The following is a 26,585-nucleotide window of genomic DNA, read 5'->3' on the forward strand; positions in this document are numbered from 1 at the left end:
GGATTCGGGGGAGCGCGCACGCAACAGAGCCCTACCTGGTCGGCGGGCGAGCCGTGCGGGTGCGTCCTTCAATTCTTCCTGTCTAACTTGGATGCGGCAACGAGCAATTGGGGCAGCGGACCGTTATCGGCGGATCCGCGGCTAATATCCCCACCCGCCGAATGCGGGCTTCCGCTCAGCCCTGTACGGCCAGTACCAGCGGCAGCACTCCCTGCGCACCCGCACGCCGCAGCAGCCGTGCCGCGACGGCGAGCGTCCACCCCGTCTCGGTGTAATCGTCCACCAGAAGCACCGGACCTCCGGCCCGCGCGAGCGCCTCCGCGAGCTCCGGCGGGACGGTCAGAGCGCCGGCGAGCGCCTTGAGCCGCTGGGCGCTGTTACTGCGGGGGAGTTGGTGCTGCTCGCCCGTGCTCCGAACCGTGCCGAGCAGCGGCAGCCGTCCGGTCTCCGCGATGTGCGCCCCGAGCGACTGGACGAGCCGCGGCCGCGTGCGCGAGTCGACGGTCACCACCCCGACCGGCCGGGGCTGGGCGTCGTCCACGCCCGGAGCCCAACCGCCCGGCCCCTTGGCCCAGTCGGCGAGGACGCCCACTGCGGCCCGGGCGACGTCGTCGGGCACGGGCCCGTCCGGCGCCTGCGGTGCGAGCAGCGGACGCAGCCGGTTGCCCCAGCCGATGTCCGACAGCCTGCCGAGCGCCCGGCCCTGCGCCGCCTGTTCACCGGCCGGGATACGGCCCTTCAGATCCACGCCGATCGCGGGGAGTCCGGTGGGCCACATGCGCCGGGGCTCCACCTCCACGCCGGCCTTGCCGAGGTCGGCGCGGGCCGCGTCCAGGGCCGCGGAGGAGGCCTCGGCCGTGTAGCGGGCGCCCGCGCAGTTGTCGCAGCGGCCGCAGGGCTTGGCGCCCTCGTCGTCCAACTGCCGCTGCAGGAACTCCATCCGGCAGTCCGTCGTCGCCACGTAGTCGCGCATCGCCTGCTGCTCGGCCGCGCGCTGACGCGCCACCCACGCGTACCGCTCGGAGTCGTACGTCCACGGCTGTCCCGTCGCGATCCAGCCGCCCTTGACCCGCTTCACCGCCCCGTCCACGTCGAGCACCTTGAGCATGGTCTCCAGGCGCGAGCGGCGCAGCTCGACGAGCGGTTCGAGCGCGGGGAGGGACAGAGGCCGTTCGGAGCGCGCCAGCACGTCGAGCGTGCGGCGCACCGTCTCCTCCGGCGGGAAGGCGAGAGAGGCGAAGTACTCCCAGATCGCCTCGTCCTCCTTGCCCGGCAGGAGCAGCACCTCCGCGTGCCGGACTCCGCGGCCGGCGCGGCCCACCTGCTGGTAGTACGAGATGGGCGAGGACGGCGACCCCAGGTGCACCACGAAGCCCAGGTCGGGCTTGTCGAACCCCATGCCGAGGGCGGAGGTGGCCACGAGCGCCTTCACCTTGTTGGCCAGCAGGTCCTCCTCGGCCTGCTGCCGGTCGGCGTTCTCCGTCCGCCCGGTGTACGAGGCGACCTCATGCCCGCGCCGGCGCAGGAACGCGGTGACCTCCTCGGCCACCGCCACCGTCAGCGTGTAGATGATCCCCGAGCCTGGGAGCTGGTCCAGGTGGTCGGCGAGCCAGGCCATGCGGTGCGCCGCGTCCGGCAGGCGCAGCACGCTCAGGCTGAGGCTCTCCCGCTCCAGCGGGCCCCGCAGCACGAGGGCGTCCGAGGAACCGCCCGTGCCGAGCTGCTCGGCGACGTCGGCGGTGACCCGGGCGTTGGCCGTGGCGGTGGTGGCGAGGACGGGCACCCCCTCCGGCAGGTCGCTCAGCATCGTGCGCAGCCGCCGGTAGTCCGGGCGGAAGTCGTGGCCCCAGTCGGAGATGCAGTGCGCCTCGTCGACCACGAGCAGTCCGGTCGCGGCGGCCAGCCGGGGCAGCACCTGGTCACGGAAGTCCGGATTGTTCAGCCGCTCGGGACTGACCAGCAGCACATCCACGTCCCCCGCCTCGATCTCCGCGCGGATGGCGTCCCACTCCTCGCTGTTGGAGGAGTTGATCGTCCGGGCGTGGACCCCGGCCCGGGCCGCGGCCTCGACCTGGTTGCGCATGAGCGCCAGGAGCGGGGAGACGATCACGGTCGGGCCGCTGCCCTGGGCCCGCAGCAGCGCGGTCGCCACGAAGTACACCGCGGACTTGCCCCAGCCCGTGCGCTGGACGACCAGGGCCCGGCGCTTGTCGGCGACCAGTGCCTCGATCGCCCGCCACTGGTCGTCGCGCAGCCGTGCGGTGCCCGTGTCGTCGCCGACGAGACGGGCGAGCACCGCGTCGGCGGCCGTCCGGAGATCCGTGTTGCTCGTGTGCTCCATGGCTCCCATACAACAGGACGGCGCCGACATCGGCCCAAGGCTGTGGACAAAGGCCGGCCTGCGTCGATGGCAATGACATGGACCTGATCCTACTTATCCACAGGAAAACCGGAATGTCGCAACCTGCGAGAAGGTCGCGGCATGACGAACCACAGCGGGACGACCGGTCCCTCAGAGAACAGTGACATCCCGATCCAGGGCGGACGCGACGCGTGGGTGCCGGGACGGGAGGTGACCGCCGCCCGGGAGGCGGCAGCGGCCGGTGAGGCGGCAGCGGCCCGCGAGGCGGCCGTGGCCGGCGCCGAGACCACGGTGCCGGTGGGCGGGGAGGACCGCCCTCCGGTCCCGCCGGACCTGACCTGCACCGCGTACGAGAGCCACGGCGACCCGCAGCAGGTGACCCTGCGCACCCCGGCCGAGCTCGCCGACGCCGTGCCCTACCTCCTCGGGTACCGCCCGGAGGACAGCATGGTCCTCGTCTCCCTGCACGACACCGGAGACCGGGGCAGGTTCGGCGGCCGGGCCCGGCTCGGCATCCCCGCCGACCCCGGCGACTGGCCCTCGGCCGCCCGCCAGCTTGCCCAGGGGCTGGTGACCGGCTGTGAGCGCCGGGGCTCCCGGCCCGAGCAGATGGTCGTCTTCCTGTGCCAGGAGCCGGGACCGGGTGAGACCGGCCGGCAGGTCAAGGAGCGGCTGGGACCGCTGGCGCACGCCCTGCGACTGGAGTGCGGGGCCCTGGACGTGCCCGTGATCGAAGCCCTGTGCGTCTCCGACTGCCGTTTCTGGTCGTACTGCTGCGACGACGAGACCTGCTGCCCGCCCGAAGGGACGCCGATGGGTCTGCCCGGCACGTCCGTGCTGGCCGCCGCGGCCGCCTACGCCGGGGTCCAGGTCCGCGGCTCCCTGCGCGAACTGCACGCCCGGCTCCAGCCCTGGGAGACCTCCGCCGCCGACGACCAGCGCCGCGCACTGGACGAGGCAGCGCTGAAGCTGCTGCCCCGGATCGTCGACGCGGAGGAACGGAAAGCCGTCGCCGAGGAGACGATGGAGCTGGCCGAGCGCCTCATGCGCCGCCTCGCCGACGCCCAGCCCGTCTCCGGCGCACTCCCGTCGGACCTGCGCGACGACGAACTGATCACGTACGACGAGGCGGCGCTGGTGCTCCACGGCCTCCAGGACCGCACCACCCGCGACCGCGCCGCCGCGTGGATGGAGGGCGACGAGGCGGCCCCGGCCCTCCGGCTTTGGCGCACGCTGGCACGCCGCTGCGTCGGCCCGTACGGGGAGTACGCCGCCGCGCCCCTCACCCTCGCCGGGTGGGTCGCCTGGTCCTCGGGCGACGAACTGGAGGCGCGGGAGGCGCTCGCCATGGCCCTCGGGGCCGACCCGGACTATCTCTTCGCGCGCCTGCTGCACCAGGCGTGCAACGAGGGGCTCGACCCGGAGTCGATCCGCCGCTGCTTGCGGGGCGAGGGTGAGGGTGAGGGTGAGAGCGAGGACGCCGGTCCGGCCGAGGTGGGCGAGGCGCCCGGTCGCGGCGCGGGCGAGGCGCTGGGACAGGACGTGTGCCGGGCTCCTGGTCGGGACTCGGAGCCCGCGTCCCGGAGGCGCCGTATGCGGGCTGCCGGCCGCGCGGGGCGGTCCGCTCCCCGGGGAGGCGCCGCGACCGGGCGGGTGCCGCGCGCCCGCATGTCACCGGGCGGGGCCCGGCCCAAGGGCGCCGCGCACCCCGGAGCCGTGAACCGGCGCCGTCAGGAGGGCGCGCACTCGACGCCACGTGGGGAGGAGGCGGAGGAGTAGGGGAGATGCCTGTACAGGAGGAGATCGGCCGACGATCCGGCCGGTGAAGGGAGTGTTTATCGTCAGGCAGACGACTATGATCGCCGCATGCCCTACGACCCGTCAGCCTTTCCGCCTTTCGCCGTCACCGTGGACCTGGTCGTGCTCACCGTGCGACGTCACGCTCTGTGTGCACTGGCGGTGCGCAGGGGAGAGCCCCCGTTCCAGGGGCGCTGGGCACTCCCCGGAGGGTTCGTGCGGGCCGACGAGGACCTGGCGCAGGCGGCGGCGCGGGAGCTGGCCGAGGAGACGGGGCTGCGGGTTCATGATCCGGCCATCCCCGCCCAGGACCACGGCGCCCATCTCGAGCAGCTGGCCACCTACGGCGACCCCAAGCGTGACCCGCGCATGCGGGTCGTGAGCGTCGCGCACCTCGCCCTCGCCCCGGACCTGCCGGCACCCCGGGCGGGCGGCGACGCCAGCAACGCGCGCTGGGCACCCGTGGACGAGCTGCTGAAGCAGGGCGGTTACGGCAGGGACGGCGAACCGGTGGCGCCGCTCGCCTTCGACCACGCGCAGATCCTCTCGGACGGGGTGGAGCGCGCCCGTTCGAAGATCGAGTACTCCTCGCTGGCGACGGCGTTCTGCCCGCCGGAGTTCACCGTCGGTGAGCTGCGCCGGGTCTACGAGGCGGTCTGGGGCGTGGCGCTCGACCCGCGCAACTTCCACCGCAAGGTGACGGGCACTCCGGGCTTCCTGGTGCCCACCGGCGGCACCACCACCCGGCAGGGCGGCCGCCCTGCCCAGCTCTTCCGGGCCGGCGGCGCCACCCTGCTCAACCCGCCCATGCTGCGCCCCGAGGTCTGACGCGGTAGGGGACTCGGTCGGGGAGGGTCGGCCCGGGAGGCGCCCTACCGGACTGTTCTCCCGCCCTGCAACAGGCCCCGTGGTGCCCGAAAAACCCGATATGGCGCGCTATCTTGCATCGGGTGATCCAGGCCATCGGACTGACCAGCATCCCCCGCAAAGAGCAGCCGCCCGCCGTCGACAACGTCTCCTTCGAGGCGCACGCGGGCCGCGTCACCGCGTTGCTCGGAGCACCGGGCGCGGGCAAGACGACAGCGTTGAGACTCATGCTCGAACTGCAACGCGGGCGCGGGATCACCTACTTCAGAGGCCGGCCCCTGCACCGCATCCCGCACCCGGCCCATGAGGTCGGGGTGGTGCTGGGCGACGTACCGGGGCACCCGGCGCGCTCGGTCCGCGGACATCTCCGCATGCTGTGCGCGGCCTCGGGGGTTCCGGCCCGGCGCGCCGACGAAGTGCTCGAAGCAGTGGGCCTGGTGAGCCTGCGCGACGAACCCCTCGGCACCCTGTCGCGCGGCATGGACCGCCGCCTGGGCCTCGCCTGCGCCCTCCTGCCGGACCCGCACACCCTCGTGCTGGACGACCCCGCGAGGGGGCTCGCGGTGGGGGAGAGGCGCTGGCTGTACGACATGCTGAGGGAACACGCGGCGCAAGGCGGGACGGTGCTGTGCAGCGCGGCCGATCCGAAGGAGGCGGCGCGGTTCGCCGATCAGGTGGTCACGTTGGACGGCGGGAGGGTCGTCGCCGACCAGCGGGCCGCCGACTTCGCCCGCACGCGGCTGCGCCCCCGCGTCGTCGTCCGCAGTCCGCACGCCGCCCGCCTCTCCGTGCTGCTCGCTCAGCGGGCCCGTTCGACGCAGCGGTCGGTGGAGGTCGTACGGGAGGGCGGCAACCGCCTCTGCGTCTACGGCAGTACCTGCGCCGAGGTGGGGGAGACGGCCTTCCGGAACGGGATCGTCGTCCATCAACTGGCGGACGAGGTCGGGGACATGGGACCCGGGGCGGGAGTGGACTCGAACGCCTCGCCGGTGCCGACGCCGGCGGCGGAGTCCCAGCCCTCGGCTGAGACCGCCGCACGGTCCGCTCCCGACCCGGACCCCGAAACCACGGCGGCCTCCGACGCCGGCCCCCGCCCTCACCCCGAGCCGGAATCGTCGACCCCCGTACCTCAGACTGCCCACGCCCCGTCGACCCCGCCCGAGCCGTCCGAAGACGCCTCCCACGACGCCCCGCGAACGACCCCCGAACCGCCACCCGCAAAGCCCACAGCCACCCTCCCTCCCCCCGTCCTCGTCCGCCCCGCACCCACCCCCCTGCGGCCCGTCCGCTACGAGATCCGGCGGGCCGCCGGGGTGGCCACCGGCTACGTCGTCGGGGCCTGCGTCCTCGCCGTGTCCGCTCTCACCGCCCTGTTGCTGGCCCGTATCGGCCACACCCCGCAGCCGCGGCTGCTGGCCGCCTGGCCCGTGGAGTTGCCGCTGCCGCCCGCCGCGCTCGGGGCGGGGCTGCTCGGCGCGCTGGCGTTCGGCGACGAGTTCCGTCACCCCGCGCTCGCGGTGGACCGGGGGACCGTCCCCAGGAGGCTCGGCCTGCTGACCGCGAAGCTCTTCGTCGCCTCGCTGACCGCCCTCGCCCTGGCCGTGCTGACCGTCGGCTGCACCGCCGAACTGCTGTACCTCGTCCACGGAAGCGAACTCGTCGCGCTCCCCGATGACTGGCCCGCTCTCACCGCCGGGTGGCTCGCCCTCGTCACGGGCTGCGCCTGGGCCGGGGTGCTGGCCGCGGGCGTCTTCCGGTCCACCACGGCCGGGCTGGCCGCGGTCGTCGCCGTGCCGCTTCTCGTCGTACCCGCCGTGCACAAGATCACGGAGGGTTCCGCGGGGCGCGGTCCGGCGCCGCTCGGCGGGCGGTTGAGGGACGGGCTGCCGCTGCGCTGGCCCTTCGGGGGCGAGCAGCACCTGGAGGCGCTGCTGCGGCTGCTGGCCCAACCCGTGGGCGGTGCCATGGCGTTGTCGGTGCTGGCACTGCTGTGCGCATACGCGTTCACGGGTCTGCGGAGCCGGGTCCGATGACGTCCAATGGAGACCGGATTTGAGTTTCCCGGGCTTTCTCTGATCGCAACTCCCCGGGAAAAGCTCATTTCTTTCCGATAAGGCGTCAATTGCGGCGAGGTGAGCGATCACCCTTTCGTGTGCTTTTCACCAAAGACCTCAAGGGAGTTGGAACCGACGCCGACAAAGGATGCGTGAGTACCCTTGCGCACACCATGATGACCGCCGCCCGCTCCGCCGACTCCGGCCTCGCGACCCCGGGCGAACTCGACCGCTACCCCTACGCGGAGACGCCCGGCACCGACCGGGGCCCGGTGTGGGACGGAGGGGATCCGGAACTGGGCCGTGTGGGCCGGCGGACCGCGGGCACCCGCGGACGCGGGCTGCACGGACAACTGGTCCAGCAACTGGGACAGATGATCGTTTCCGGTGACCTGGGCGCCGACCGTCCGCTGGTGCCCGAGGAGATCGGCCAGCGTTTCGAGGTGTCCCGTACCGTCGTCCGCGAGTCGCTCCGCGTCCTGGAGGCCAAGGGCCTCGTCAGCGCCCGGCCGAACGTGGGCACGCGGGTGCGCCCGGTCAGCGACTGGAACCTTCTCGACCCGGACATCATCGAGTGGCGGGCCTACGGGCCGCAGCGGGACGACCAGCGCCGTGAGCTGAGCGAGCTGCGCTGGACGATCGAGCCGCTCGCCGCCCGCCTGGCCGCCGGACACGGCCGGGAGGACGTCCAGCAGCGGCTGACCGACATGGCGGAGATCATGGGGCACGCCCTCGGGCAGGGCGACGCGCTGACCTTCGCCCGGGCCGACAACGAGTTCCACTCCCTGCTCATCCAGGTCGCGGGCAACCGGATGCTGGAGCACCTGTCCGGGATCGTGTCCGCCGCGCTCCAGGTGTCGGGCGGCCCGGTCACCGGCTGTGAACGGCCGAACGAGACCTCGCTGGCCCACCACGCCCGGATCGTCGACGCCCTCGCCGCGGGCGACGGCCCCGCCGCCGAGGCGGCCATGCGGCAACTTCTCACGGTCCACCCCGAGGTGGAGCGCGTGGTGCCCGCGCCGCGCGAGCACTGACCGCGTTTCCCCGACGGCGCTGTCCGGTCTGCCATCCCCCTCCTGTGGCAGAGTCGCGTCCGTGCGTCGTCCCCCGTCGGACCCTGCGGAACCGCCGACGATTCCGCAGGGTCCGACGGTACGAAAGACCTGCCCGGCCCCGGGTGGCGACCTCCTCGCCCCCGGTGCACGCTTCTGTCCTCATCTGTCAGGTTTTGACCGGTTACGGGGTGTGACTCGGGCCACGCGGAATGGGCGTAACGCTCCTGGGAAGAACGCGATGACCTAAGAGGTGACAGCCGCGGAGGGAATACGGACGCCGTTCATGGCGCTGTGCATCTTCCCGGCCCCCGCCCGCGCCGTCGGCCCATTCCCAAGCCGGCGGTCGGCCCCTGTCCACTGTGGACGGGGCCGGAAGCCGTTTTCCAACGTTCCGAGAGGTTGTTCGTGTCGGCCAGCACATCCCGTACGCTCCCGCCGGAGATCGCCGAGTCCGTCTCTGTCATGGCGCTCATCGAGCGGGGAAAGGCTGAGGGGCAGATCGCCGGCGATGACGTGCGTCGGGCCTTCGAAGCTGACCAGATTCCGGCCACTCAGTGGAAGAACGTACTGCGCAGCCTCAACCAGATCCTCGAGGAAGAGGGTGTGACGCTGATGGTCAGTGCCGCAGAGCCCAAGCGCACCCGCAAGAGCGTCGCAGCGAAGAGTCCCGCCAAGCGCACCGCCACCAAGACCGTGGCGGCCAAGACGGCGACCCCCCGGAAGGCCACCGCCGCCGCGTCCGCGGCCCCGGCCGCCGACGCGGCCGCCGAGGAAGAGGCGGCGCCCGCGAAGAAGGCGGCCGCCAAGAAGACCACCGCCAAGAAGACGGCGGCGAAGAAGACCACGGCCAAGAAGACGGCGGCGAAGAAGACGACGTCCAAGAAGGACGACGCCGAGCTGGTCGACGAGGAGGTCCTCGAGGAGACCAAGGTCGCGGACGAGCCCGAGGGCACCGAGAACGCCGGCTTCGTGCTGTCCGACGAGGACGAGGACGACGCGCCGGCCCAGCAGGTCGCCGCCGCGGGCGCCACCGCCGACCCGGTCAAGGACTACCTCAAGCAGATCGGCAAGGTCCCCCTGCTCAACGCGGAGCAGGAGGTCGAGCTCGCCAAGCGCATCGAGGCCGGCCTGTTCGCCGAGGACAAGCTGGCGAACTCCGACAAGCTGGCGCCGAAGCTCAAGCGCGAGCTGGAGATCATCGCCGAGGACGGCCGCCGGGCCAAGAACCACCTGCTGGAGGCCAACCTCCGTCTGGTGGTCTCCCTGGCCAAGCGCTACACCGGCCGCGGCATGCTGTTCCTGGACCTGATCCAGGAGGGCAACCTCGGTCTGATCCGCGCGGTCGAGAAGTTCGACTACACCAAGGGCTACAAGTTCTCCACGTACGCCACCTGGTGGATCCGTCAGGCGATCACCCGCGCCATGGCCGACCAGGCCCGCACCATCCGCATCCCGGTGCACATGGTCGAGGTCATCAACAAGCTCGCGCGCGTCCAGCGCCAGATGCTCCAGGACCTGGGCCGCGAGCCCACCCCGGAGGAGCTGGCCAAGGAGCTCGACATGACCCCGGAGAAGGTCATCGAGGTCCAGAAGTACGGCCGCGAGCCCATCTCCCTGCACACCCCGCTGGGCGAGGACGGCGACAGCGAGTTCGGTGACCTCATCGAGGACTCCGAGGCCGTCGTCCCGGCCGACGCCGTCAGCTTCACGCTGCTGCAGGAGCAGCTGCACTCCGTGCTCGACACCCTGTCGGAGCGCGAGGCGGGCGTCGTCTCGATGCGGTTCGGTCTCACCGACGGTCAGCCGAAGACCCTCGACGAGATCGGCAAGGTGTACGGCGTGACGCGTGAGCGGATCCGCCAGATCGAGTCGAAGACCATGTCGAAGCTGCGTCACCCGTCGCGTTCGCAGGTGCTGCGCGACTACCTCGACTAGGACGTAGCTTCCGCCGCTACGACCCGTCGCGCGCCCCTGTCCGGGAAGGCCCGGCCCCGCTCCAGGGGCCGGGCCTTCGCGCTGCCGCGCGGGTGCGGGCGGCGATCACTTCCCTCACTCTGGGTGTCCAAGGTTCACCCCAGTGTGAGGAGCGTGCATGCGACGTCGACTTGCCAGGGCCCTGGCCCGGCCGCTGACCCTCGTGGCCGCGGGGACCGTCATACCACTGGCCTCGGCCGCTCCGGTGGCCGCCGACAGCGTCGTCGTCGGCGGCTTCCCCGTCGATGTGTCACAGAGTCCCTACACCGTGGCGCTCTCCAGTCGTGACCGGTTCGGCGGTACGCGGGCGGGGCAGTTCTGCGGGGGAGTGGCGGTCGGACGGACCACGGTGCTCACCGCCGCCCACTGCATGGACCCGGAGGTGCTCGGGGCCTCCCCGGAGCGGGTGAGCGACCTCAATGTCATAGCCGGGCGTACCGAGCTGCTCTCGAAGAGCGGCCAGGAGGTCGCTGTACGGAAGGTCTGGGTGAACCCGGACTACGACGGCGACACCAACTCCGGCGACTTCGCCGTGCTCAGCCTGGCCGAGCCGCTCCCCGCGGCCTCGGTCATAGGCATGGCCGGGTCGGGCGACCCGGCGTACCGCGCGGGCACGCCCGCCACGGTCTACGGCTGGGGGGACACCACCGGCTCCGGAAGCTACGCCGGCAGCCTGCACGGGGCGCGCGTACGGGTGCAGCCCGACGCCCTGTGCGAGAAGGCGTACTCGGGAGGCTCCAACGGCACCTACCGCGCCGAGACGATGCTGTGCGCGGGTGAGGTGAGCGGCGGCCGGGACGCCTGCCAGGGCGACAGCGGGGGGCCACTGGTCGCCCAGGGACGGCTCATAGGCCTGGTCTCCTGGGGAGCGGGCTGCGGCTGGGCGGGCAGCCCGGGGGTCTACACCCGCATATCGGACGTCCTGGACACACTGGGGTGGCCCGCGACGGCGCAGAGCTGAGGCGCGCCTGCGGCCGCGGAGGGGCTTGGCGGGGCCAATCTCCCGGGACGCCGGGGTGGGCACCCTCGACGCCAGAGGGCTGAGAGCTGAGGCGCGTCTGCGGCCGCGGAGAGGCTTGGCGGGCCAAGCTGGGTCTCCCTGGAGCGCTGGGATGGCCTGCGACGGCGCAGGGCTGAGGGCGCCTGGGTGCGCGGAGGGGCTTGGCGGGGTCAGGGGGGCTCCCGGAGCGCTGGGGTGGCCCCGCGACGGCACAGGGCTGAGGCGCGTCTGCGGCCGCGGAGAGGCTTGGCGGGCCAAGGCGGGGTCTCCTGGAGCGCTGAGGTGGCCACGCGACGGCACGGAGCCGAGGCGCGTCTGCGGCCGCTGAGGGGGCTGGGCGGGGCCATGCCTCCAGGACCCGGTTGGGCCCGGCGCGGGGCGTGTGAGCAGCATCTACGGCGCTCAGGGTGGCGCCCTGCCGTCACGGGGGTCGCACCCAAGACCCACCGCTCGCTCCAGCCGCCTCCAGCGGCGCGAGGCGCCCACGACACCCCATTGCGGTGCTGGGCGCCGGAGGGGGCCCGTACGCAGCGCCCGTCGGCTCAGAAAGGCACCTTCACCTGCACCACGGCCGCGCCCGACCCCTCAGGCGCCTCGCAGGCCCCGGGCTTGCTACGCCCCGCCCCTGGCGGCAGCGAGAACGCAGACGGGCGGCGTCCTCCGCAAGAGAAGGACGCCGCCCGTTCGCCGGCCTGTGCCGGGCTGGCTGCTCGTCGTCGGACGCGAAGTGTCAGCGCTCCTCGTCAGGAGTGGCCTTCGGAGCGGTCAGCCGCTCCGTCTCGTCCTGTATCTCAGCGGCGATCTTCTTGAGTTCCGGCTCGAACTTGCGACCGTGGTGGGCGCAGAAGAGCAGCTCTCCACCGCTCAGCAGGACGACGCGCAGGTAAGCCTGGGCGCCGCAGCGGTCGCAGCGATCGGCGGCCGTCAGCGGGCTCGCGGGGGTCAGAACAGTAGTCACGTCGCCTCTTCTCTAGCTCGACGAGCTGTCGTACCAGGGTCAACATCCAACCAGCCCCAAAACGTTCCCGCTCGAGGCTTTTCCTCGAAAAAAATCTCCGAGGCGGCCGGCTGCTGCCGGTTGGCGGCGAATGTGCCGTAGTGCGTGTCTCTGTGTCGTACGGATTCGCGTTGTATCGGTGGTCGGCCCTCCCGGCTGGGTTGCCGGTTGTTCATGAGGACGTGCCCGGAGCCTAAATGGTTCATGCCTCGATGGGAACGTGATGTGTGCTTCACTCCATCGAGGGATCGAACACCTATGCGACTCTCGACTAGGGTGGGACCGAGACGAGGGTGGCGTTACAACGGCTCTACCAGGCCTCGGTACCCTCTCACCGGTGAACCAAGCCGCGCCCTTACCCAAGAGGGCCCCATCTGAAATTCAGCGAGGAGCGAACCGCGTGACCGCCGAGACGTCCGTGCCGTCGTCCACAGCGCTGCTGGCAGGAGCAGACCGGGACGGTTCCAACTACACCGCGCGGCACCTGCTCGTCCTCGAGGGGCTCGAGGCCGTGCGCAAGCGCCCCGGTATGTACATCGGGTCCACGGACAGCCGTGGCCTGATGCACTGCCTCTGGGAGATCATCGACAACGCCGTGGACGAGGCCCTCGGCGGCTACTGCGACCATATCGAGGTCGTCCTGCACGACGACGGCTCGGTGGAGGTCAAGGACAACGGCCGCGGCATCCCGGTCGACGTCGAGCCCAAGACCGGCCTCTCCGGTGTCGAGGTCGTCATGACCAAGCTGCACGCCGGCGGAAAGTTCGGCGGCGGCTCCTACGCCGCCTCCGGCGGTCTGCACGGCGTCGGCGCCTCCGTGGTGAACGCGCTGTCCGCGCGCCTCGACGTGGAGGTCGACCGCGGGGGCCACACCCACGCGATCAGCTTCCGCCGCGGCGTCCCCGGCGTCTTCTCCGGCCCCGGCCCGGACGCGAAGTTCGAACCCGGGAGCGGCCTGCGCAAGACCAAGAAGATCCCGAAGACCCGCAGCGGCACCCGCGTGCGCTACTGGGCCGACCGCCAGATCTTCCTCAAGGACGCCAAGCTCGACCTGGAGACCCTGCACGCGCGTGCCCGGCAGACCGCGTTCCTGGTGCCCGGCCTGACCATCGTCGTCCGCGACGAGTACGGGCTCGGCGAGGGCGGCAGCAAGGGCGAGGAGTCCTTCCGCTTCGACGGCGGCATCTCCGAGTTCTGCGAGTTCCTCGCCTCCGACCGGCCCATCTGCGACACGCTCCGCTTCACCGGTCAGGGCTCCTTCAAGGAGACCGTCCCGGTCCTCGACGAGCACGGCCAGATGACGCCCACCGAGGTCACCCGAGAGCTCGGCGTCGACGTCGCGATGCGCTGGGGCACGGGCTACGAGACGACGGTCAAGTCCTTCGTCAACATCATCGCCACCCCCAAGGGCGGCACCCACGTCGCGGGCTTCGAGCAGGCCGTCACCAAGACGATGAACGAGGTCCTGCGCGCCAAGAAGATGCTGCGCGTGGCCGAGGACGACGTCGTGAAGGACGACGCCCTCGAGGGCCTCACCGCGGTGGTCACGGTCCGCCTCGCCGAACCTCAGTTCGAAGGTCAGACCAAGGAGGTGCTCGGCACCTCCGCGGCCCGCCGCATCGTGAACAACGTGATCTCCAAGGAGCTCAAGGCGTTCCTGACCTCCACCAAGCGGGACGCCGCCCAGCAGGCCCGCGTGGTCATGGAGAAGGTCGTCGCTGCGGCCCGTACGCGCATCGCGGCCCGTCAGCACAAGGACGCGCAGCGCCGCAAGACGGCCCTGGAGTCCTCCTCGCTGCCGGCGAAGCTCGCCGACTGCCGCAGCGACGACGTCGACCGCAGCGAGCTGTTCATCGTCGAGGGCGATTCCGCGCTCGGCACGGCCAAGCTCGCCCGGAACTCCGAGTTCCAGGCGCTGCTGCCGATCCGCGGCAAGATCCTCAACGTGCAGAAGTCGTCCGTCACGGACATGCTCAAGAACGCCGAGTGCGGCGCGATCATCCAGGTCATAGGAGCCGGGTCCGGCCGGACCTTCGACATCGACGCGGCGCGCTACGGCAAGATCATCATGATGACCGACGCCGATGTGGACGGCTCCCACATCCGCACGCTGCTGCTGACCCTGTTCCACCGCTACATGCGGCCCATGGTCGAGGCCGGCCGGGTCTTCGCCGCGGTGCCGCCGCTGCACCGGATCGAGATCGTCCAGCCCAAGAAGGGCCAGGACAAGTACGTGTACACGTACTCGGACCGGGAGCTGCGGGACAAGCTCATGGAGCTGCAGAGCAAGGGCATCCGCTACAAGGACTCGATCCAGCGCTACAAGGGTCTCGGCGAGATGGACGCCGACCAGCTGGCAGAGACCACGATGGACCCGCGCCACCGCACCCTGCGCCGCATCAACCTCACCGACCTCGAGGCCGCCGAGCAGGTCTTCGACCTCCTCATGGGCAACGACGTAGCCCCGCGCAAGGAGTTCATCTCCAGCTCCGCGGCCACCCTGGACCGCTCCCGCATCGACGCCTAGGAGCGCTCGGCCTCAGGAGGGGGCGCCGTCCCGGAGCGGGACGGCGCCCCCTCCGCCCTGCTCCCCGCACGCCCCGGTCACCTGATGGGGTGAAGCAGTACGGGAAGAAGAGTCAGGGAACTTCCCGTTCTGTCCATCCTTGGGCATGCAGCGAAGCAACGCGGGGGACGTGACCTACGACGATCCCTGGTACGACGCCCTGGCCTCGGGCTGGGGCGAATCCGCCGCGGCCGTGGCTCTGCCGCCGGCCCGGCCCCAGCCGGACGCCGCACCCTCGGCGGCCGCCGACATCTACCTCGAGGTGCAGCGCAGCGAGGCCTTCCAGGAAGTGCGCCGCCGCTACCGGCGTTTCGTGGTCCCCGGAGCCGTCGCCTTCCTCCTCTGGTACGTCGCGTACGTCGTCACCGCCACCACCGTCCCCGGACTGATGGCGCGCCCCGTCGCGGGCGCGGTGAACGTCGGGATGCTCGCCGGTCTCGGCCAGTTCCTCACCACCTTCCTGCTCACCTGGGCCTACGTCCGCCACGCCCGGCTGCGCCGCGACCGCGCGGCGCTGGAACTGCGCTGGGACACCCAGGAGATGGCGCGAGGCAGGGGCGGAGCGTCATGACGACCGACCACCGCACCACCGCCCTGCTGCTGTTCAGCGCCTTCGTCGCCGTCACCCTGATCATCACCACCTGGGTGAGCCGCCACCGCCAGGGCTCCGCCGAGGAGTTCTACGCGGGGAACCGTCTCTTCTCGCCGATGCAAAATGGTTTTGCCATCGCCGGCGACTACATGTCGGCCGCCTCCTTCCTCGGCATCTCCGGACTCATCGCCCTCGTCGGCTACGACGGGATGCTCTACTCGGTGGGCTTCCTCGTGGCCTGGCTGGTGGTGCTGTTCCTGGTCGCCGAACTGGTCCGCAACTGCGGCCGGTTCACCCTCGCCGACGTGGTCGCCGCCCGGATGCGCGAGCGGCCGGTGCGCATCGCCGCAGGCACCTCCTCCGTCGCCGTCTCCGTGCTGTACCTGGTGGCGCAGATGGTCGGTGCGGGCAGCCTCGTCGCGCTCCTCCTCGGCGGCACCGGCAAGGCCGTACAGGCCTGGACCGTGGTCGGCGTCGGGGCGCTCATGGTGATCTACGTGTCGCTCGGCGGCATGCGCGCCACCACCTGGATCCAGATCGTGAAGGCGGTCCTGCTCCTCGGCGGCACCGTCACCCTCACCGTCCTCGTCCTGCTGCGCTTCCACGGGGACGTCAACCGCCTGCTGCACACCGCCGCCGAACGCAGCGGCCACGGCGACGCGTTCCTCGCCCCCGGCCTCGCCTACGGCGGCGACTGGACCGCCCGCTTCGACTTCATCAGCCTCGGACTCGCCCTGGTCCTCGGCACGGCGGGCCTGCCGCACATCCTGTCCCGCTTCTACACCGTCCCCACCGCGCGCGCCGCCCGGCGGTCCGTGGTCTGGGCGATCGGCCTCATCGGCGGCTTCTACCTGATGACCATCGTGCTGGGCTTCGGCGCCGCCGCCCTCATCGGCCCGGACGCCGTGCGCGCCTCGCACGCGTCGGGCAACACGGCGGTCCCGCTGCTCGCGCTCGACCTGGGCGGCGGCGCGGGCACCACCGGCGGAACGGTCCTCTTCGCGGTCGTCGCCGCGGTCGCCTTCGCCACGATCCTCGCCGTGGTCGCCGGGATCACCCTCGCCTCCTCGGCGTCCGTCGCCCACGACCTGTACGCCTCCGTGCGCCGCCCCGGCGGGAAGCCCCGCAGCGAGGTCGCCGTCGCGCGCGTCGCCGCCGTCGGCATCGGCGTGGTCGCGATCGCCCTCGGCCTGCTGGCCCGCGACCTCAACGTCGCGTTCCTCGTCGGCCTGGCCTTCGCCGTCGCCGCCTCCGCCAACCTGCCCGTGCTGCTCTACTCGCTGTTCTGGCGCGGCTTCACCACCCGCGGCGCCGTGTGGTCGGTCTACGGCGGTCTGATCCCGGCGGTGGTGCTGGTGCTGCTGTCCCCGGTGGTGTCCGGAAGCCCCGACTCCCTGTTCCCCGGCGTCAACTTCCAGCTCTTTCCGCTGCAGAACCCGGGACTGGTCTCCATCCCGCTGGGCTTCCTCGCCGGCTGGCTCGGCACGGTCACCTCCGCCGAGGTTCCCGACGAGGCCCGCCACGCCGAAACCGAGGTGCGGTCACTGACGGGCGCGGGCGCGGCCTGACGGACGGCCGTCGCGGAGACGTACGGCGCGCGCATCCGTAGGGGAGGAGGGCACGGTTCCTTCCCCCGCCCCCACGAGCCGTGCCTCAGGCGCGGGTCGCCCACACGTAGCGGTGTTCCGGGCGGCCCGCGTCCCCGTAACGCAGGGTCAGCGTGGCTCGTCCCGTGCGTTCCAGGAGCTTCAGATAGCGCTGGGCGGTCTGCCGGCTCACCCCGGTGCGTTCGGCGATCTCCTGGGCCGACAACGGCATTTCCGCGGCCGTCAGCGCCCGCCGTACGAGGTCCGCCGTGGTGGGGGAGTGCCCTTTCGGCAGCTGCGGCTCGGCCACCTCCGACAGAGCGCCGAAGATCCGGTCCACCTCCGCCTGCTCCGCCTCGCCGCCGCCGTCCAGGGTGCGGCGCAGCCGCGCGTACGCCTCCAGCTTGCCGCGCAGCCCCGCGAAGGCGAACGGCTTGACCAGGTACTGCAGCGCGCCGTGCCGCATCGCCGCCTGCACCGTCGCCACGTCCCGGGCCGCCGTCACCATGATCACGTCGGCCTGGTGGCCGCGCCGCCGCATCTCCCTCACGACGTCCAGACCCGTCTCGTCGGGCAGATAGTGGTCCATGAGGACGAGGTCCACCCGGGGCAGCGTCTCCACCCGCTCCAGCGCCTCGGCCGCGCTGTGCGCCGGGAGTACGGCGTGGAAGCCGGGCACCTTGTCGACGTAGGCCGCGTTGACCCGCGCCACCCGGACGTCGTCGTCCACGACCAGGACCTCGATCACCGCGTCTCCTCGGGTGCCTGGGAGGGGGCGCCCGTGAGGGCGGCCGTCGGCTCCGGCTCGGTCAGCGCCTCCGGCAGGACGACGGTGAACTCGGCGCCCCCGCCCGGCGCCTCGCCCACGCGCGCGTCGCCACCGTGCCGGTGTGCGAGCCGGCGTACCAGCGGCAGCCCGATGCCCCGCTCACGGTGGCCTGGCGGCTCCTTGGTGGACCACCCCTCCGTGAAGATCAACTCCCGCTGCTCGGGCGGGACACCGGGACCCGTGTCGCGCACCACGAGCACCGCCGTACGCCCCTCCGCCCGCAACTCGACCTCCACGCGCGCGTCGGGCGTACCGGCGACGGCGTCCAGCGCGTTGTCCACGAGGTTGCCCACCACGGTCACCAGCCCGCGCGGATCGACCAGCCGGTCCGGCAGGCGGGAGCGGTCCGACAGCCGCAGCACCGCCCCGCGCTCGGCCGCCACCGTCGCCTTGCCCACCAGCAGCGCCGCCAGCAACGGATCCCGGATCCGCTCCGTGACCTGCTCCGACGTGACCCGGTGGTCGCCCACCACCTCGCCGACGAACTCCACCGCGTCCTCGTACATCTCCAGCTCCAGCAGCCCCAGCAGGGTGTGCATACGGTTGGCGTGCTCGTGGTCCTGGGCGCGCAGCGCGTCGATCAGCCCGCGCGTGGAGTCGAGTTCCCGGCCCAGCTGGTCCAGCTCGGTCCGGTCGCGCAGGGTGGCCACGGCGCCGCCGTCGTCGGTCGGCATCCGGTTCGCGACCAGCACCCGCTGCCCGCGGACCGTGAGCAGGTCGGTGCCGGACACCCGGCCCGCCAGCACGTCGGCCGTGCGTCCCGCACCCAGCGCCTCGTCCGGCGAGCTGCCCACCGCCTCCTCGCCGATGCCCAGCAGCCGCTGCGCCTCGTCGTTCAGCAGCCGGACGCGCCCGTGGCGGTCCAGGGCGACCACACCCTCCCGGATGCCGTGCAGCATCGCCTCGCGCTCCGCGAGCAGCGCGGCGATGTCGGAGAAGGCCAGGTCGCGGGTCTGCCGCTGGACCCGCCGGGAGATCAGCCAGGCCGCGAGCGCGCCCACCGCGAGGGCGCCGCCCGCGTAGGCGAGCAGCCCCGGGATGGCGTGGATCAGCCGCGCGCGGACGCTGTCGTACGCGATGCCGACCGAGACCGCGCCGATCACCTCGCCGTCCGCGTCCCGCAACGGCACCTTGCCCCGCGCGGAACGGCCCAGGGTGCCCTCGTCGATCTCCATGACCTCCCGTCCGGCCAGCGCCTGGCCGGGGTCGGTCGACACCAGGCCGCCGATCCGCTCCGGGTCGGTGTGCGACCAGCGCACGCCCCGCCGGTCCAGCACCACCACGTACTCCGCCCCGGTGGCCCGCCGGATCCGCTCCGCCTCCCGCTGCACCGGCCCGTCGGGCGTGGGCTCGGTGGCGCGCAGGTCCTCGGCGATCTGCGGCTGCTGGGCGGTGGTCTGCGCGATCGCCAGGGCGCGGCGCATCGCCTGGTCGTCCAGCTGCTCGCCGAGGGGCGCGAGGAACAGTCCGGTCGCCAGCACGGCGACGCCCGCGGCGATCGCCACCTGCATCAGCAGCACCTGGGAGAACACCCGCCGCGGCAGGCCGAGGCGCAGACGGCGAGCGGGGGTCGTGGGGGTCATGCCCCGACGGTACGTGGGGGAGGCGGGGGCGCCGTAGGGGGTGTGACGTGCTTCTCGCGCGAGGGTCAGCCGGCCATGGCGGCGGGGGTGAGGGCCCGGACGTCGACGACGTCCATCCGCGCGGGCGAGCCGAGGGGCGAGCCGCAGCTCTCGGGGCGGGGCGGCTGGGAGGCGCCCTGAGCCACGTCGACGCGCCAGCGCCGGCCGTCGACGTGGGCGACGGTCACCGTCCAGTGGGGCGCGGCGCCCTCGGTCCGTACGACGCTCAGCGCCTCGGCGGCATCCTCGCGCACGGCGCGCCGTACGGCCAGTTCGGCCGCCTGACCGGGCCGCTCCCAGGCGGAGGCGCCCCGGCATCCGTCGGTGACGATCCGCCCCTCCCGCACGCCGCACAGCACCTCCTTCACCGCGTGCGCCTCGGCCCGCCCGTAGGCGTAGCCGTACGGCAGCACCAGCACGGTGGGGGAGAAGCGGTGACCGCCGAGGTGGGTGACCTCCCAGACGCCCTCGACACCGGAGGACGCCAGCTCGGCCGCGAGGGGCCTGCCGAGCAGGGCGCAGCAGCGGTCACGCTTGCCGTTGGTGCACACGAGGGCGAGGGGGTCGCCGTCGTGAGGCGCGCCGCCCAGCGCCGCGTCGAAGCTCGCGGCGTCGCCGCGGCCGAGGCCCGGGAAGTCGAGGTCGAGCAGGCGCGCGGGGTCGGTGGCGGTCGCGGAGTGCAGCCGGACGTTGCCCGGGACGGTGTGGGCGACGTACACGCGGCGCGTGGCGGGCATCCGGCTGTCGGCGTGGCGTCCGGGGCGCCTGATGAGGGCGATGCGCACGCCGGTGCCCTTGGCGGCGGCCTCCAGGGCGCGGCCCAGGGCGGGGTCGAGATGGCTGGACGTGAGCGCCTTGGCACCCCACGGGCCGGGCTGCTCCAGCAGAACCCAGGTCCGCGCGGTGGCCGCGGTCCCCGCGACGGGCTCGTGGAGCGCGCGGGAGAGGGTTGAGCACGTGCTACTCACACAGGTGAGCCTAACCTGAGTTGAGGTGCGGTGCCTTGCCGGGCGCGTCCGTGTACATGTCCGCGGCCCGGCACTGCGTCTGTGCCGGGCCGTACGAAGGTCTGATGAGCAGGGGGTCGCCTGCGTTGTCGGGGCTGCCCCGTCTGTCGGTGCGTACAGGGCGGTTGAGGCGAAGCCGGGGTGGGCTCGCTGCCCGGGCCTCCTCGGTCAGGCGTCCGGGATGTCCGCCTTGGCGCGGAGGAGCGTCTCTCTGGAGATGACCACGATGCGTTCGTAGTCGGCACGTCCGGCATCGGGGGGGAGTTGGTCGTCCAGGTCTGCTGTGGCCTCTGTGCCGATCACGGCGAAGTTGCCATCACTGAGTTCGAAGATGTCAGGACACGTCTGCCCGCTGACACTGCCGCGCTCCCGGGGCGAGGCCCCGATTCGACGCACGATCTTCAAGTCCGTTCCTATCCGTTCCTGAGGTGGACCGAGGGACGGGCCGCCGTGTGCGCCGCGCGCCGCTTCGGCTGATGGCCTGGACATGCGTTCAGCGAAACTCATGAGTGGGCCCACTGATACTCATGAGAGGCCGCTGACCGCTGTAAGGGAGGCAGCCCCACGCAATGACGAATTGCCGCCCACAGAACGATGTTTCCCTGCGGCGGCAGGGGGAAGACTACAGGGCTGGGATGACTGCCGCGCACGTCGTCGCAAGCTTCCGTCGTCGCCGCGGGGCAAGATCACACTGATGGGCTGTTCCGCTCGGCCGGTCGGCCCAGGAGCGTGGCCGCTGGACGGCCACGAGTTCTCGTGGGCGCACGGATCGTCCGGCGCACCCGTCCTCATGGCTGCACCAACGATCGCCGGATCGCCGTCACAGGGCCTCGCACCGGCCCGCTCGCGCTTGCCGCTTGTGCACGGAATGTGGCCCGTGATGTTCAGGCGACGGATGGACGCCTTGGATCGGTCGGCACGATCGCGTGCTCGTCGAACAGTCGTTCAAGGGCGTTGTGGCCGTGCTCACGCCGGTATGCCGTCTCGGCTGCGGTGACCGGCAGGGCCCGGAGGATGCGGGCGTGGCCATCCGGCAGCGGGCAGTGCTCCAGGTCGGGGCCGTGCGGGTAGGGAAGGCTGATCAGCAGGTGGTCGCAGTGCGACCCGGGCAACCACGGTTCTCCGACGGGAAGGCTGTGCTCGAGACCGAGGTGATGATCGGCGTGGTAGTAGGCGGTCGAGCCCAGGAGATCAGCGAAGCGTTCGTCACGGACAGGAGCGGTGAGGACGAATTCGAGGCCGCGGGCGTCCGCCTCAACCGTGGACCAGCAGCCGGCGGTGATGTAGGCCCAGCTGTCGGCACGCGGCCCTGGGCTGACGGTGCGGATCCTCAGGCCAGGAACCGCTTCCCCTCCGCCCGGGTCCCAGGTCGTCATCGCTGACCGTGACCGTATGGCCGATGAAGAAACTGCGAACGTGGGCCTCGACGCCTGCTGTCGCTCGTCGGCTGCGCGCGGTCTCGAACGAGGTGCGCAGCTTCTCACGCCTGACTCAGGTGTCCTGGCTGTGCGGCCGCAGATGGGTTCAGCCGGCTGACGGGCTCCTCGGCTCGGGCTTGGGTACAGGCGAGGCAGTGGCACCTCGATGAGTGCGCGGGTGCCGCCCCGCTCGCGAGCGTCGCCGGCTGGCCCTCTCCCGACGACAGGCCTCACCCGAGCACCAGTGACCCCCGCGCCACGGTGGCGGTTCCCTTGCACGAACGTTCTCAACTGTTGGTTACGGGGCAGCCTCTGGTCCCTCTTCCGGCAGGGGAGAGCCGACGACCCACCACTCCTCACGGTCGTCGTCCGAGTCCTCCAGGAAGGCGTTCATCTCGGCGACCAGCGAGTCCACCAGGGCACCCAGCATGGCCTCCTGGGATGAAGGGGGGAGGCTCTCGCGATGATGCCGGGTGGCCGCCCAGTACTCGCGGAAGATTTTGTTCCGGCAGATCACCCGGAGATGACCGTAGAGTCCGGCCAGCGTCACCGCCCCGATCCGGTGGTAGTACAAAGCGTTGACGTACAGGGCGTTGGCGAAGAGGAACTGTCGTTGCTTCTCGGGCGGCACGTCCGTCTCGTAGGTGTCCAGGACGGCGGCCAGCGCTGGATCGGACATGGCCTTGCACAGCAGTTGGAAGTGCAGCCGGTGCTGTTCGGCGAGAGCGGCGCGCTTACGCTGTCGCGCGCCTCGCTTCGCTACCGAGCTCGCGGTGAGCGCGAGGTGGGACCAAGCGGCGGAGCCGAGCTGTCGCAGGCCGGATATCTGTGTGGCCATGTCAAATACCCCCGATCAGGCCGCCGTCCGCCGGTCGTCGGGTGGTGGGTCGACTTCAGGGAACCGGCGAGCGGTGGGCGGCGCTTGCCGCCTTCCAGGGTGCCGAGCGGCTCTGATCGGCGGGAAGGCGGAGAGGAGGCGCACGGAGGGAAGCGAGGGTCGCACAATCCGGCGCCTTGCCAAAACGTCTGCCCCGCGAATGCTGCTAACAATCGTTCACTTCAGGGTCGTTACGGGTACTCGTATCCTGGACCGTCAGTCGTTCGTCCGTGCGCACGCCGTCAGCGAGCCGGTGTGCGCACAGGTGTGAGAGGGGTCGTGTGTCGGAGCGGAGCAGCGGGCGGCAGATTCCGGTGGTCGTGCTGGCCGGATTCCTCGGCTCGGGAAAGACCACCCTGCTCAACCACCTCCTCCACCGCAGCGGCGGCAGCCGTATCGGGGCATTGGTGAACGACTTCGGGGCCGTCGAGATCGACGCCATGGCGGTCGCGGGCGCCCTCGGCGACTCGACCGTTTCACTCGGCAACGGCTGCCTCTGCTGTGCCGTGGACGCCAGTGAGCTCGACGAGTACCTCGAGCGGCTCGCCCGCCCCGCCGCCGGCATCGACGTCGTCGTCATCGAGGCGAGCGGTCTCGCCGAGCCGCAGGAGCTCGTCCGCATGGTGCTCGCCAGCGAGCTGCCCGACATCGTCTACGGGGGCCTCGTGGAGGTCGTGGACGCCGCCGAGTTCGACGAGACCAGGGCCGCGCACCCCGGCATCGACCGGCATCTGGCGCTCGCCGACCTCGTGGTCGTCAACAAGATCGACCGGGTGGAGGATCCGGAACCCGTGCTGAAGACGGTTCGGGACCTCGTCGACCGTGCTGCCGTGGTGCCCGCCACGCACGGCCGGGTCGACCCGGAGTTCCTCTTCGACTGCCGACCGAGCGAGCAGCGCGTCGGGCAGCTGTCCTTCGACGATCTCCATCGGGACGACGACCCCGAGCAGGAGCATCACGACCATCTGCACGCCGGCTACGACACCCTCTCCTTCGTGTCCGAGCAGCCGCTCGACCCCCGCCGCCTCATCGCCTTCCTCGACAGCCGGCCCGCCGGGCTCTACCGCATCAAGGGGTACGTCGACTTCGGCCCCTACGACGTCCGCAACCGGTACGCCGTGCACGCCGTCGGCCGGTTCCTGCGCTTCTACCCGGAACCGTGGCCGGCCGGCGCCGGGCGGGCGACGCAGCTCGTGCTGATCGGGACCGGCCTCGACACCGGCGCCCTGCGCACCGAGCTGGACGCGTGTGTGGGCGACGGCGCCCCACACACCGACGACGAGGCCGGCATGTGGGGCGTCCTGCGCTACGTCCAGGAGGCCGAGGACCCCGAGGCCTAGACCGGTCCGGCCACCACGGCCACCGTCTTGCCCAGGGACACGCCCGAGCCGTCGCGGCGCGGGTCGATCTCCGGGAGGTCCACCGCCGTGCCGTTCTTCTGCGCCGCGCGCGCCGGGGCGGGGCCCGCCCAGGCCAGGGACAGGCAGTCCTCGCCCTTAAGGAACCGCTGGCAGCGCACACCGCCGGTCGCGCGGCCCTTGCGCGGGTACTGGTCGAACGGGGTCAGCTTGGCCGTCGTCTGGACCGAGTCGTCCAGCGTGCCGCGCGAGCCCGCGACGGTGAACACCACCGCGTCCGCCGCCGGGTCGACGGCCGTGAAGCTGATGACCTTCGCGCCCTCGCTGAGCTTGATGCCCGTCATGCCGCCCGCCGGACGCCCCTGCGGACGCACGATGGAGGCCGGGAAGCGCAGCAGCTGCGCGTCGTCGGTGATGAAGACCAGGTCCTCCTCACCCGTGCGCAGTTCGGTCGCGCCGACGATCCGGTCGCCCTCCTTGAGGGTGATGACCTCGAGCTCCTCCTTGTTGGAGGGGTAGTCGGGCACCACGCGCTTGACCACGCCCTGCTGGGTGCCGATCGCCAGGCCCGGCGACGACTCGTCGAGCGTGGTCAGGCACACCACCTGCTCGTCGTCCTCCAGGGACACGAACTCCGCCAGCGGCGCACCGCCCGACAGGTTCGGCACCGGCATCGACTCCGGCAGCTGGGGCAGGTCGATCACGTTGACCCGGAGCAGCCGGCCCGCCGACGTGACCACGCCGATCTCGCCGCGCGCGGTCGCCGGGACCGCCGAGACGATCACGTCGTGCTTGACGCGCTTGCCGCCGGAGGTGTCGGCGAGCGGCCGGTCGTCGGCGGTGCGCGCCAGCAGACCCGTGGACGACAGGAGCACCCGGCACGGGGTGTCCGCCACCTGAAGCGGCACCGCGGCCGGCGTGGCCGCCGACTCCAGCAGCAGCGTGCGCCGGTCGTCGCCGAACTTCTTCGCCACCGCGGCGAGTTCGGACGAGACCAGCTTGCGCAGCTCCGCGTCCGAGTCCAGGATCCGGGTCAGCTCCTCGATCTCCGCGTTCAGCCGGTCCTTCTCGGCCTCCAGCTCGATCCGGTCGTACTTGGTGAGGCGGCGCAGCGGGGTGTCCAGGATGTACTGCGTCTGGATGTCGCTCAGCGAGAAGTGCTCGATGAGCCGCTGCTTGGCCTGCGCCGAGTTCTCGCTGGAGCGGATCAGGCGGATGACCTCGTCGATGTCGAGCAGGGCCGTGAGCAGGCCCTCGACCAGGTGCAGCCGGTCGCGCTTCTTGCCGCGGCGGAACTCCGAGCGGCGGCGCACCACGGTGAAGCGGTGGTCGAGGTAGACCTCGAGCAGCTCCTTGAGACCGAGCGTGAGCGGCTGGCCGTCCACCAGCGCCACGTTGTTGATGCCGAAGGACTCCTCCATCGGTGTCAGCTTGTACAGCTGCTCCAGCACCGCCTCCGGCACGAAGCCGTTCTTGATCTCGATGACCAGGCGCAGGCCGTGCTCGCGGTCGGTGAGGTCCTTGACGTCCGCGATGCCCTGGAGCTTCTTGGAGCCCACCAGGTCCTTGATCTTGGCGATCACCTTCTCCGGGCCGACCGTGAACGGCAGCTCCGTGACGACCAGGCCCTTGCGGCGCGCCGTGACGTCCTCGACGGTCACCGTCGCGCGGATCTTGAACGTGCCGCGCCCGGTCTCGTACGCGTCCCGGATGCCGTTGAGGCCGACGATCCGGCCGCCGGTGGGCAGGTCGGGGCCCGGGACGTGCTTCATCAGGGCGTCGAGGTCGGCGTTGGGGTGCCGGATCAGGTGGCGCGCGGCGGCGACGACCTCACGCAGGTTGTGCGGCGGCATGTTGGTGGCCATGCCGACGGCGATGCCCGAGGCACCGTTCACCAGGAGGTTGGGGAACGCGGCGGGCAGGGCGACCGGTTCCTGCTCCTGGCCGTCGTAGTTGGGCGCGAAGTCGACCGTGTCCTCGTCGATGGACTCGGTCATCAGGCTGGTGGCCTCGGCCATGCGGCACTCGGTGTACCGCATGGCGGCGGGCGGGTCGTCGTTGCCCAGCGAGCCGAAGTTGCCGTGGCCGTCCACCAGGGGCAGGCGCATGGAGAACGGCTGCGCCATGCGGACGAGGGCGTCGTAGATCGAGGCGTCGCCGTGCGGGTGCAGCTTTCCCATCACCTCGCCCACCACGCGCGCGCACTTGACGTACCCGCGCTCGGGGCGCAGGCCCATCTCGTTCATCTGGTAGACGATGCGGCGGTGCACCGGCTTGAGACCGTCACGCGCGTCGGGCAGGGCGCGGGAGTAGATGACCGAGTACGCGTACTCGAGGAAGGAGCCCTGCATCTCGTCGACGACGTCGATGTCGAGGATCTTCTCCTCGTACGGGTCGTCGGGCGGCGGGGTCTTCGTGCTGCGGCGGGCCATCGCTGCCGGCTCCTTGCTGAAGCGTGGGACGGGATCTGACGCGGACCATTGTGGACCTTCGCACTGACAGGGCGGGACCAGGACCCGGGTCCTGCTGCCCGGTTCGGCGCGGGTACGGCGGCGCGAGCAGGCTACGCGGCTCCGTCGCCGCGCACTTCGCGGGGTCGCCCTGCGGTCCGCGTCCGGGCCTTC

Annotated in this window: 19 protein-coding genes; 10 read left to right on the top strand and 9 right to left on the bottom strand. The window is 71.8% G+C overall.

The window, feature by feature from the left end; all coding sequences use genetic code 11:
- Positions 1-175: 175 nt before the first annotated feature.
- Positions 176-2,341, bottom strand: coding sequence for a RecQ family ATP-dependent DNA helicase (locus ACQY0Z_RS23215; protein ID WP_254587140.1), 2,166 nt, complete (start codon positions 2,339-2,341; stop codon positions 176-178).
- A gap of 141 nt (positions 2,342-2,482) precedes the next feature.
- Between ACQY0Z_RS23215 and ACQY0Z_RS23220 the strand changes: the two genes are divergently transcribed.
- The 6 genes from ACQY0Z_RS23220 (at position 2,483) to ACQY0Z_RS23245 (ending at position 11,070) form a co-directional block, all read left to right on the top strand.
- Positions 2,483-4,141 carry a DUF4192 domain-containing protein gene (locus ACQY0Z_RS23220; protein ID WP_439812741.1) on the top strand — a complete coding sequence of 553 codons (1,659 nt, stop codon included), beginning with the start codon at positions 2,483-2,485 and terminating at the stop codon, positions 4,139-4,141.
- Between the two features lie 87 nt (positions 4,142-4,228).
- A complete protein-coding gene (locus tag ACQY0Z_RS23225) occupies positions 4,229-4,987 on the top strand; it encodes an NUDIX hydrolase (protein ID WP_189903832.1) in 759 nt (252 codons plus the stop codon).
- A 122-nt stretch (positions 4,988-5,109) separates the two neighbouring features.
- Positions 5,110-7,059, top strand: a complete 1,950-nt coding sequence (locus tag ACQY0Z_RS23230) for an ATP-binding cassette domain-containing protein (RefSeq protein ID WP_439812742.1) — start codon at positions 5,110-5,112, stop codon at positions 7,057-7,059.
- Between the two features lie 173 nt (positions 7,060-7,232).
- Positions 7,233-8,114 (top strand): FadR/GntR family transcriptional regulator, encoded by an 882-nt coding sequence (locus ACQY0Z_RS23235; RefSeq protein ID WP_189903836.1) that lies wholly within the window; start codon positions 7,233-7,235, stop codon positions 8,112-8,114.
- 426 nt (positions 8,115-8,540) lie between these two features.
- Positions 8,541-10,070 carry an RNA polymerase sigma factor gene (locus tag ACQY0Z_RS23240; protein WP_189903838.1) on the top strand — a complete coding sequence of 510 codons (1,530 nt, stop codon included), beginning with the start codon at positions 8,541-8,543 and terminating at the stop codon, positions 10,068-10,070.
- A gap of 157 nt (positions 10,071-10,227) precedes the next feature.
- A complete protein-coding gene (locus ACQY0Z_RS23245; RefSeq protein ID WP_189903840.1) occupies positions 10,228-11,070 on the top strand; it encodes a S1 family peptidase in 843 nt (280 codons plus the stop codon).
- Between the two features lie 769 nt (positions 11,071-11,839).
- Here ACQY0Z_RS23245 and ACQY0Z_RS23250 read toward each other — a convergent pair.
- A complete protein-coding gene (locus ACQY0Z_RS23250) occupies positions 11,840-12,067 on the bottom strand; it encodes a DUF7455 domain-containing protein (protein ID WP_048456232.1) in 228 nt (75 codons plus the stop codon).
- A 439-nt stretch (positions 12,068-12,506) separates the two neighbouring features.
- Here ACQY0Z_RS23250 and ACQY0Z_RS23255 point away from each other — a divergent pair, with 439 nt between their 5' ends.
- From ACQY0Z_RS23255 to ACQY0Z_RS23265, 3 genes are all read left to right on the top strand, one after another.
- Positions 12,507-14,633 carry a DNA gyrase/topoisomerase IV subunit B gene (locus ACQY0Z_RS23255; protein ID WP_189903842.1) on the top strand — a complete coding sequence of 709 codons (2,127 nt, stop codon included), beginning with the start codon at positions 12,507-12,509 and terminating at the stop codon, positions 14,631-14,633.
- Positions 14,634-14,778: 145 nt separating this feature from the next.
- Complete coding sequence (locus ACQY0Z_RS23260; RefSeq protein ID WP_189903844.1) at positions 14,779-15,243, top strand: DUF485 domain-containing protein; 465 nt, start codon at positions 14,779-14,781, stop codon at positions 15,241-15,243.
- Positions 15,240-16,832 (top strand): solute symporter family protein, encoded by a 1,593-nt coding sequence (locus ACQY0Z_RS23265; protein ID WP_439812743.1) that lies wholly within the window; start codon positions 15,240-15,242, stop codon positions 16,830-16,832. The genes ACQY0Z_RS23260 and ACQY0Z_RS23265 overlap by 4 nt, the downstream gene beginning before the upstream one ends.
- Positions 16,833-16,917: 85 nt before the next feature.
- Here ACQY0Z_RS23265 and ACQY0Z_RS23270 read toward each other — a convergent pair whose 3' ends face one another.
- The 6 genes from ACQY0Z_RS23270 to ACQY0Z_RS23295 form a co-directional block, all read right to left on the bottom strand.
- Entirely contained in the window at positions 16,918-17,598 is a 681-nt protein-coding gene (locus tag ACQY0Z_RS23270) for a response regulator (protein WP_439812744.1), read from the bottom strand.
- Positions 17,595-19,262, bottom strand: coding sequence for a sensor histidine kinase (locus ACQY0Z_RS23275; RefSeq protein WP_347224466.1), 1,668 nt, complete (start codon positions 19,260-19,262; stop codon positions 17,595-17,597). Before ACQY0Z_RS23275 ends, ACQY0Z_RS23270 begins: the two co-directional genes overlap by 4 nt.
- 65 nt (positions 19,263-19,327) lie before the next feature.
- Positions 19,328-20,269: a sucrase ferredoxin gene (locus tag ACQY0Z_RS23280; protein ID WP_347224465.1), complete on the bottom strand. Its 942-nt coding sequence runs from the start codon at positions 20,267-20,269 to the stop codon at positions 19,328-19,330.
- A gap of 207 nt (positions 20,270-20,476) precedes the next feature.
- The gene (locus tag ACQY0Z_RS23285; protein WP_028960129.1) at positions 20,477-20,713 is read right to left on the bottom strand and encodes a hypothetical protein; all 237 of its coding nucleotides are present in this window, start codon (positions 20,711-20,713) and stop codon (positions 20,477-20,479) included.
- Positions 20,714-21,192: 479 nt separating this feature from the next.
- Positions 21,193-21,684: a suppressor of fused domain protein gene (locus ACQY0Z_RS23290; protein WP_439812745.1), complete on the bottom strand. Its 492-nt coding sequence runs from the start codon at positions 21,682-21,684 to the stop codon at positions 21,193-21,195.
- Between the two features lie 340 nt (positions 21,685-22,024).
- The gene (locus tag ACQY0Z_RS23295; protein WP_028960128.1) at positions 22,025-22,564 is read right to left on the bottom strand and encodes a DUF6082 family protein; all 540 of its coding nucleotides are present in this window, start codon (positions 22,562-22,564) and stop codon (positions 22,025-22,027) included.
- 320 nt (positions 22,565-22,884) lie between these two features.
- Here ACQY0Z_RS23295 and ACQY0Z_RS23300 point away from each other — a divergent pair, with 320 nt between their 5' ends.
- On the top strand, positions 22,885-23,943 hold the full coding sequence (locus ACQY0Z_RS23300; protein WP_439812746.1) for a CobW family GTP-binding protein: 1,059 nt from the start codon (positions 22,885-22,887) through the stop codon (positions 23,941-23,943).
- On the opposite strand, the gene ACQY0Z_RS23305 is transcribed toward ACQY0Z_RS23300, so the two are convergent.
- Positions 23,940-26,393: a DNA gyrase/topoisomerase IV subunit A gene (locus ACQY0Z_RS23305; protein ID WP_189903856.1), complete on the bottom strand. Its 2,454-nt coding sequence runs from the start codon at positions 26,391-26,393 to the stop codon at positions 23,940-23,942. The two genes, ACQY0Z_RS23300 and ACQY0Z_RS23305, sit on opposite strands and share 4 nt — an antisense overlap.
- Between the last annotated feature and the right edge of the window lie 192 nt (positions 26,394-26,585).

This window comes from Streptomyces sp. P9-2 (genome assembly GCF_051903975.1).
Lineage (GTDB): Bacteria > Actinomycetota > Actinomycetes > Streptomycetales > Streptomycetaceae > Streptomyces > Streptomyces cellulosae.

What these genes read in the sequence shown, in the direction of transcription:
- ACQY0Z_RS23295 (WP_028960128.1), bottom strand. Translation starts at nt 22,564, where the DNA reads ATGGCCACACAGATATCCGGCCTGCGACAGCTCGGCTCCGCCGCTTGG.
- ACQY0Z_RS23245 (WP_189903840.1), top strand. Translation starts at nt 10,228, where the DNA reads ATGCGACGTCGACTTGCCAGGGCCCTGGCCCGGCCGCTGACCCTCGTG.
- ACQY0Z_RS23265 (WP_439812743.1), top strand. Translation starts at nt 15,240, where the DNA reads ATGACGACCGACCACCGCACCACCGCCCTGCTGCTGTTCAGCGCCTTC.
- ACQY0Z_RS23260 (WP_189903844.1), top strand. Translation starts at nt 14,779, where the DNA reads ATGCAGCGAAGCAACGCGGGGGACGTGACCTACGACGATCCCTGGTAC.
- ACQY0Z_RS23220 (WP_439812741.1), top strand. Translation starts at nt 2,483, where the DNA reads ATGACGAACCACAGCGGGACGACCGGTCCCTCAGAGAACAGTGACATC.
- ACQY0Z_RS23305 (WP_189903856.1), bottom strand. Translation starts at nt 26,393, where the DNA reads ATGGCCCGCCGCAGCACGAAGACCCCGCCGCCCGACGACCCGTACGAG.
- ACQY0Z_RS23290 (WP_439812745.1), bottom strand. Translation starts at nt 21,684, where the DNA reads ATGACGACCTGGGACCCGGGCGGAGGGGAAGCGGTTCCTGGCCTGAGG.
- ACQY0Z_RS23215 (WP_254587140.1), bottom strand. Translation starts at nt 2,341, where the DNA reads ATGGAGCACACGAGCAACACGGATCTCCGGACGGCCGCCGACGCGGTG.
- ACQY0Z_RS23275 (WP_347224466.1), bottom strand. Translation starts at nt 19,262, where the DNA reads ATGACCCCCACGACCCCCGCTCGCCGTCTGCGCCTCGGCCTGCCGCGG.
- ACQY0Z_RS23225 (WP_189903832.1), top strand. Translation starts at nt 4,229, where the DNA reads ATGCCCTACGACCCGTCAGCCTTTCCGCCTTTCGCCGTCACCGTGGAC.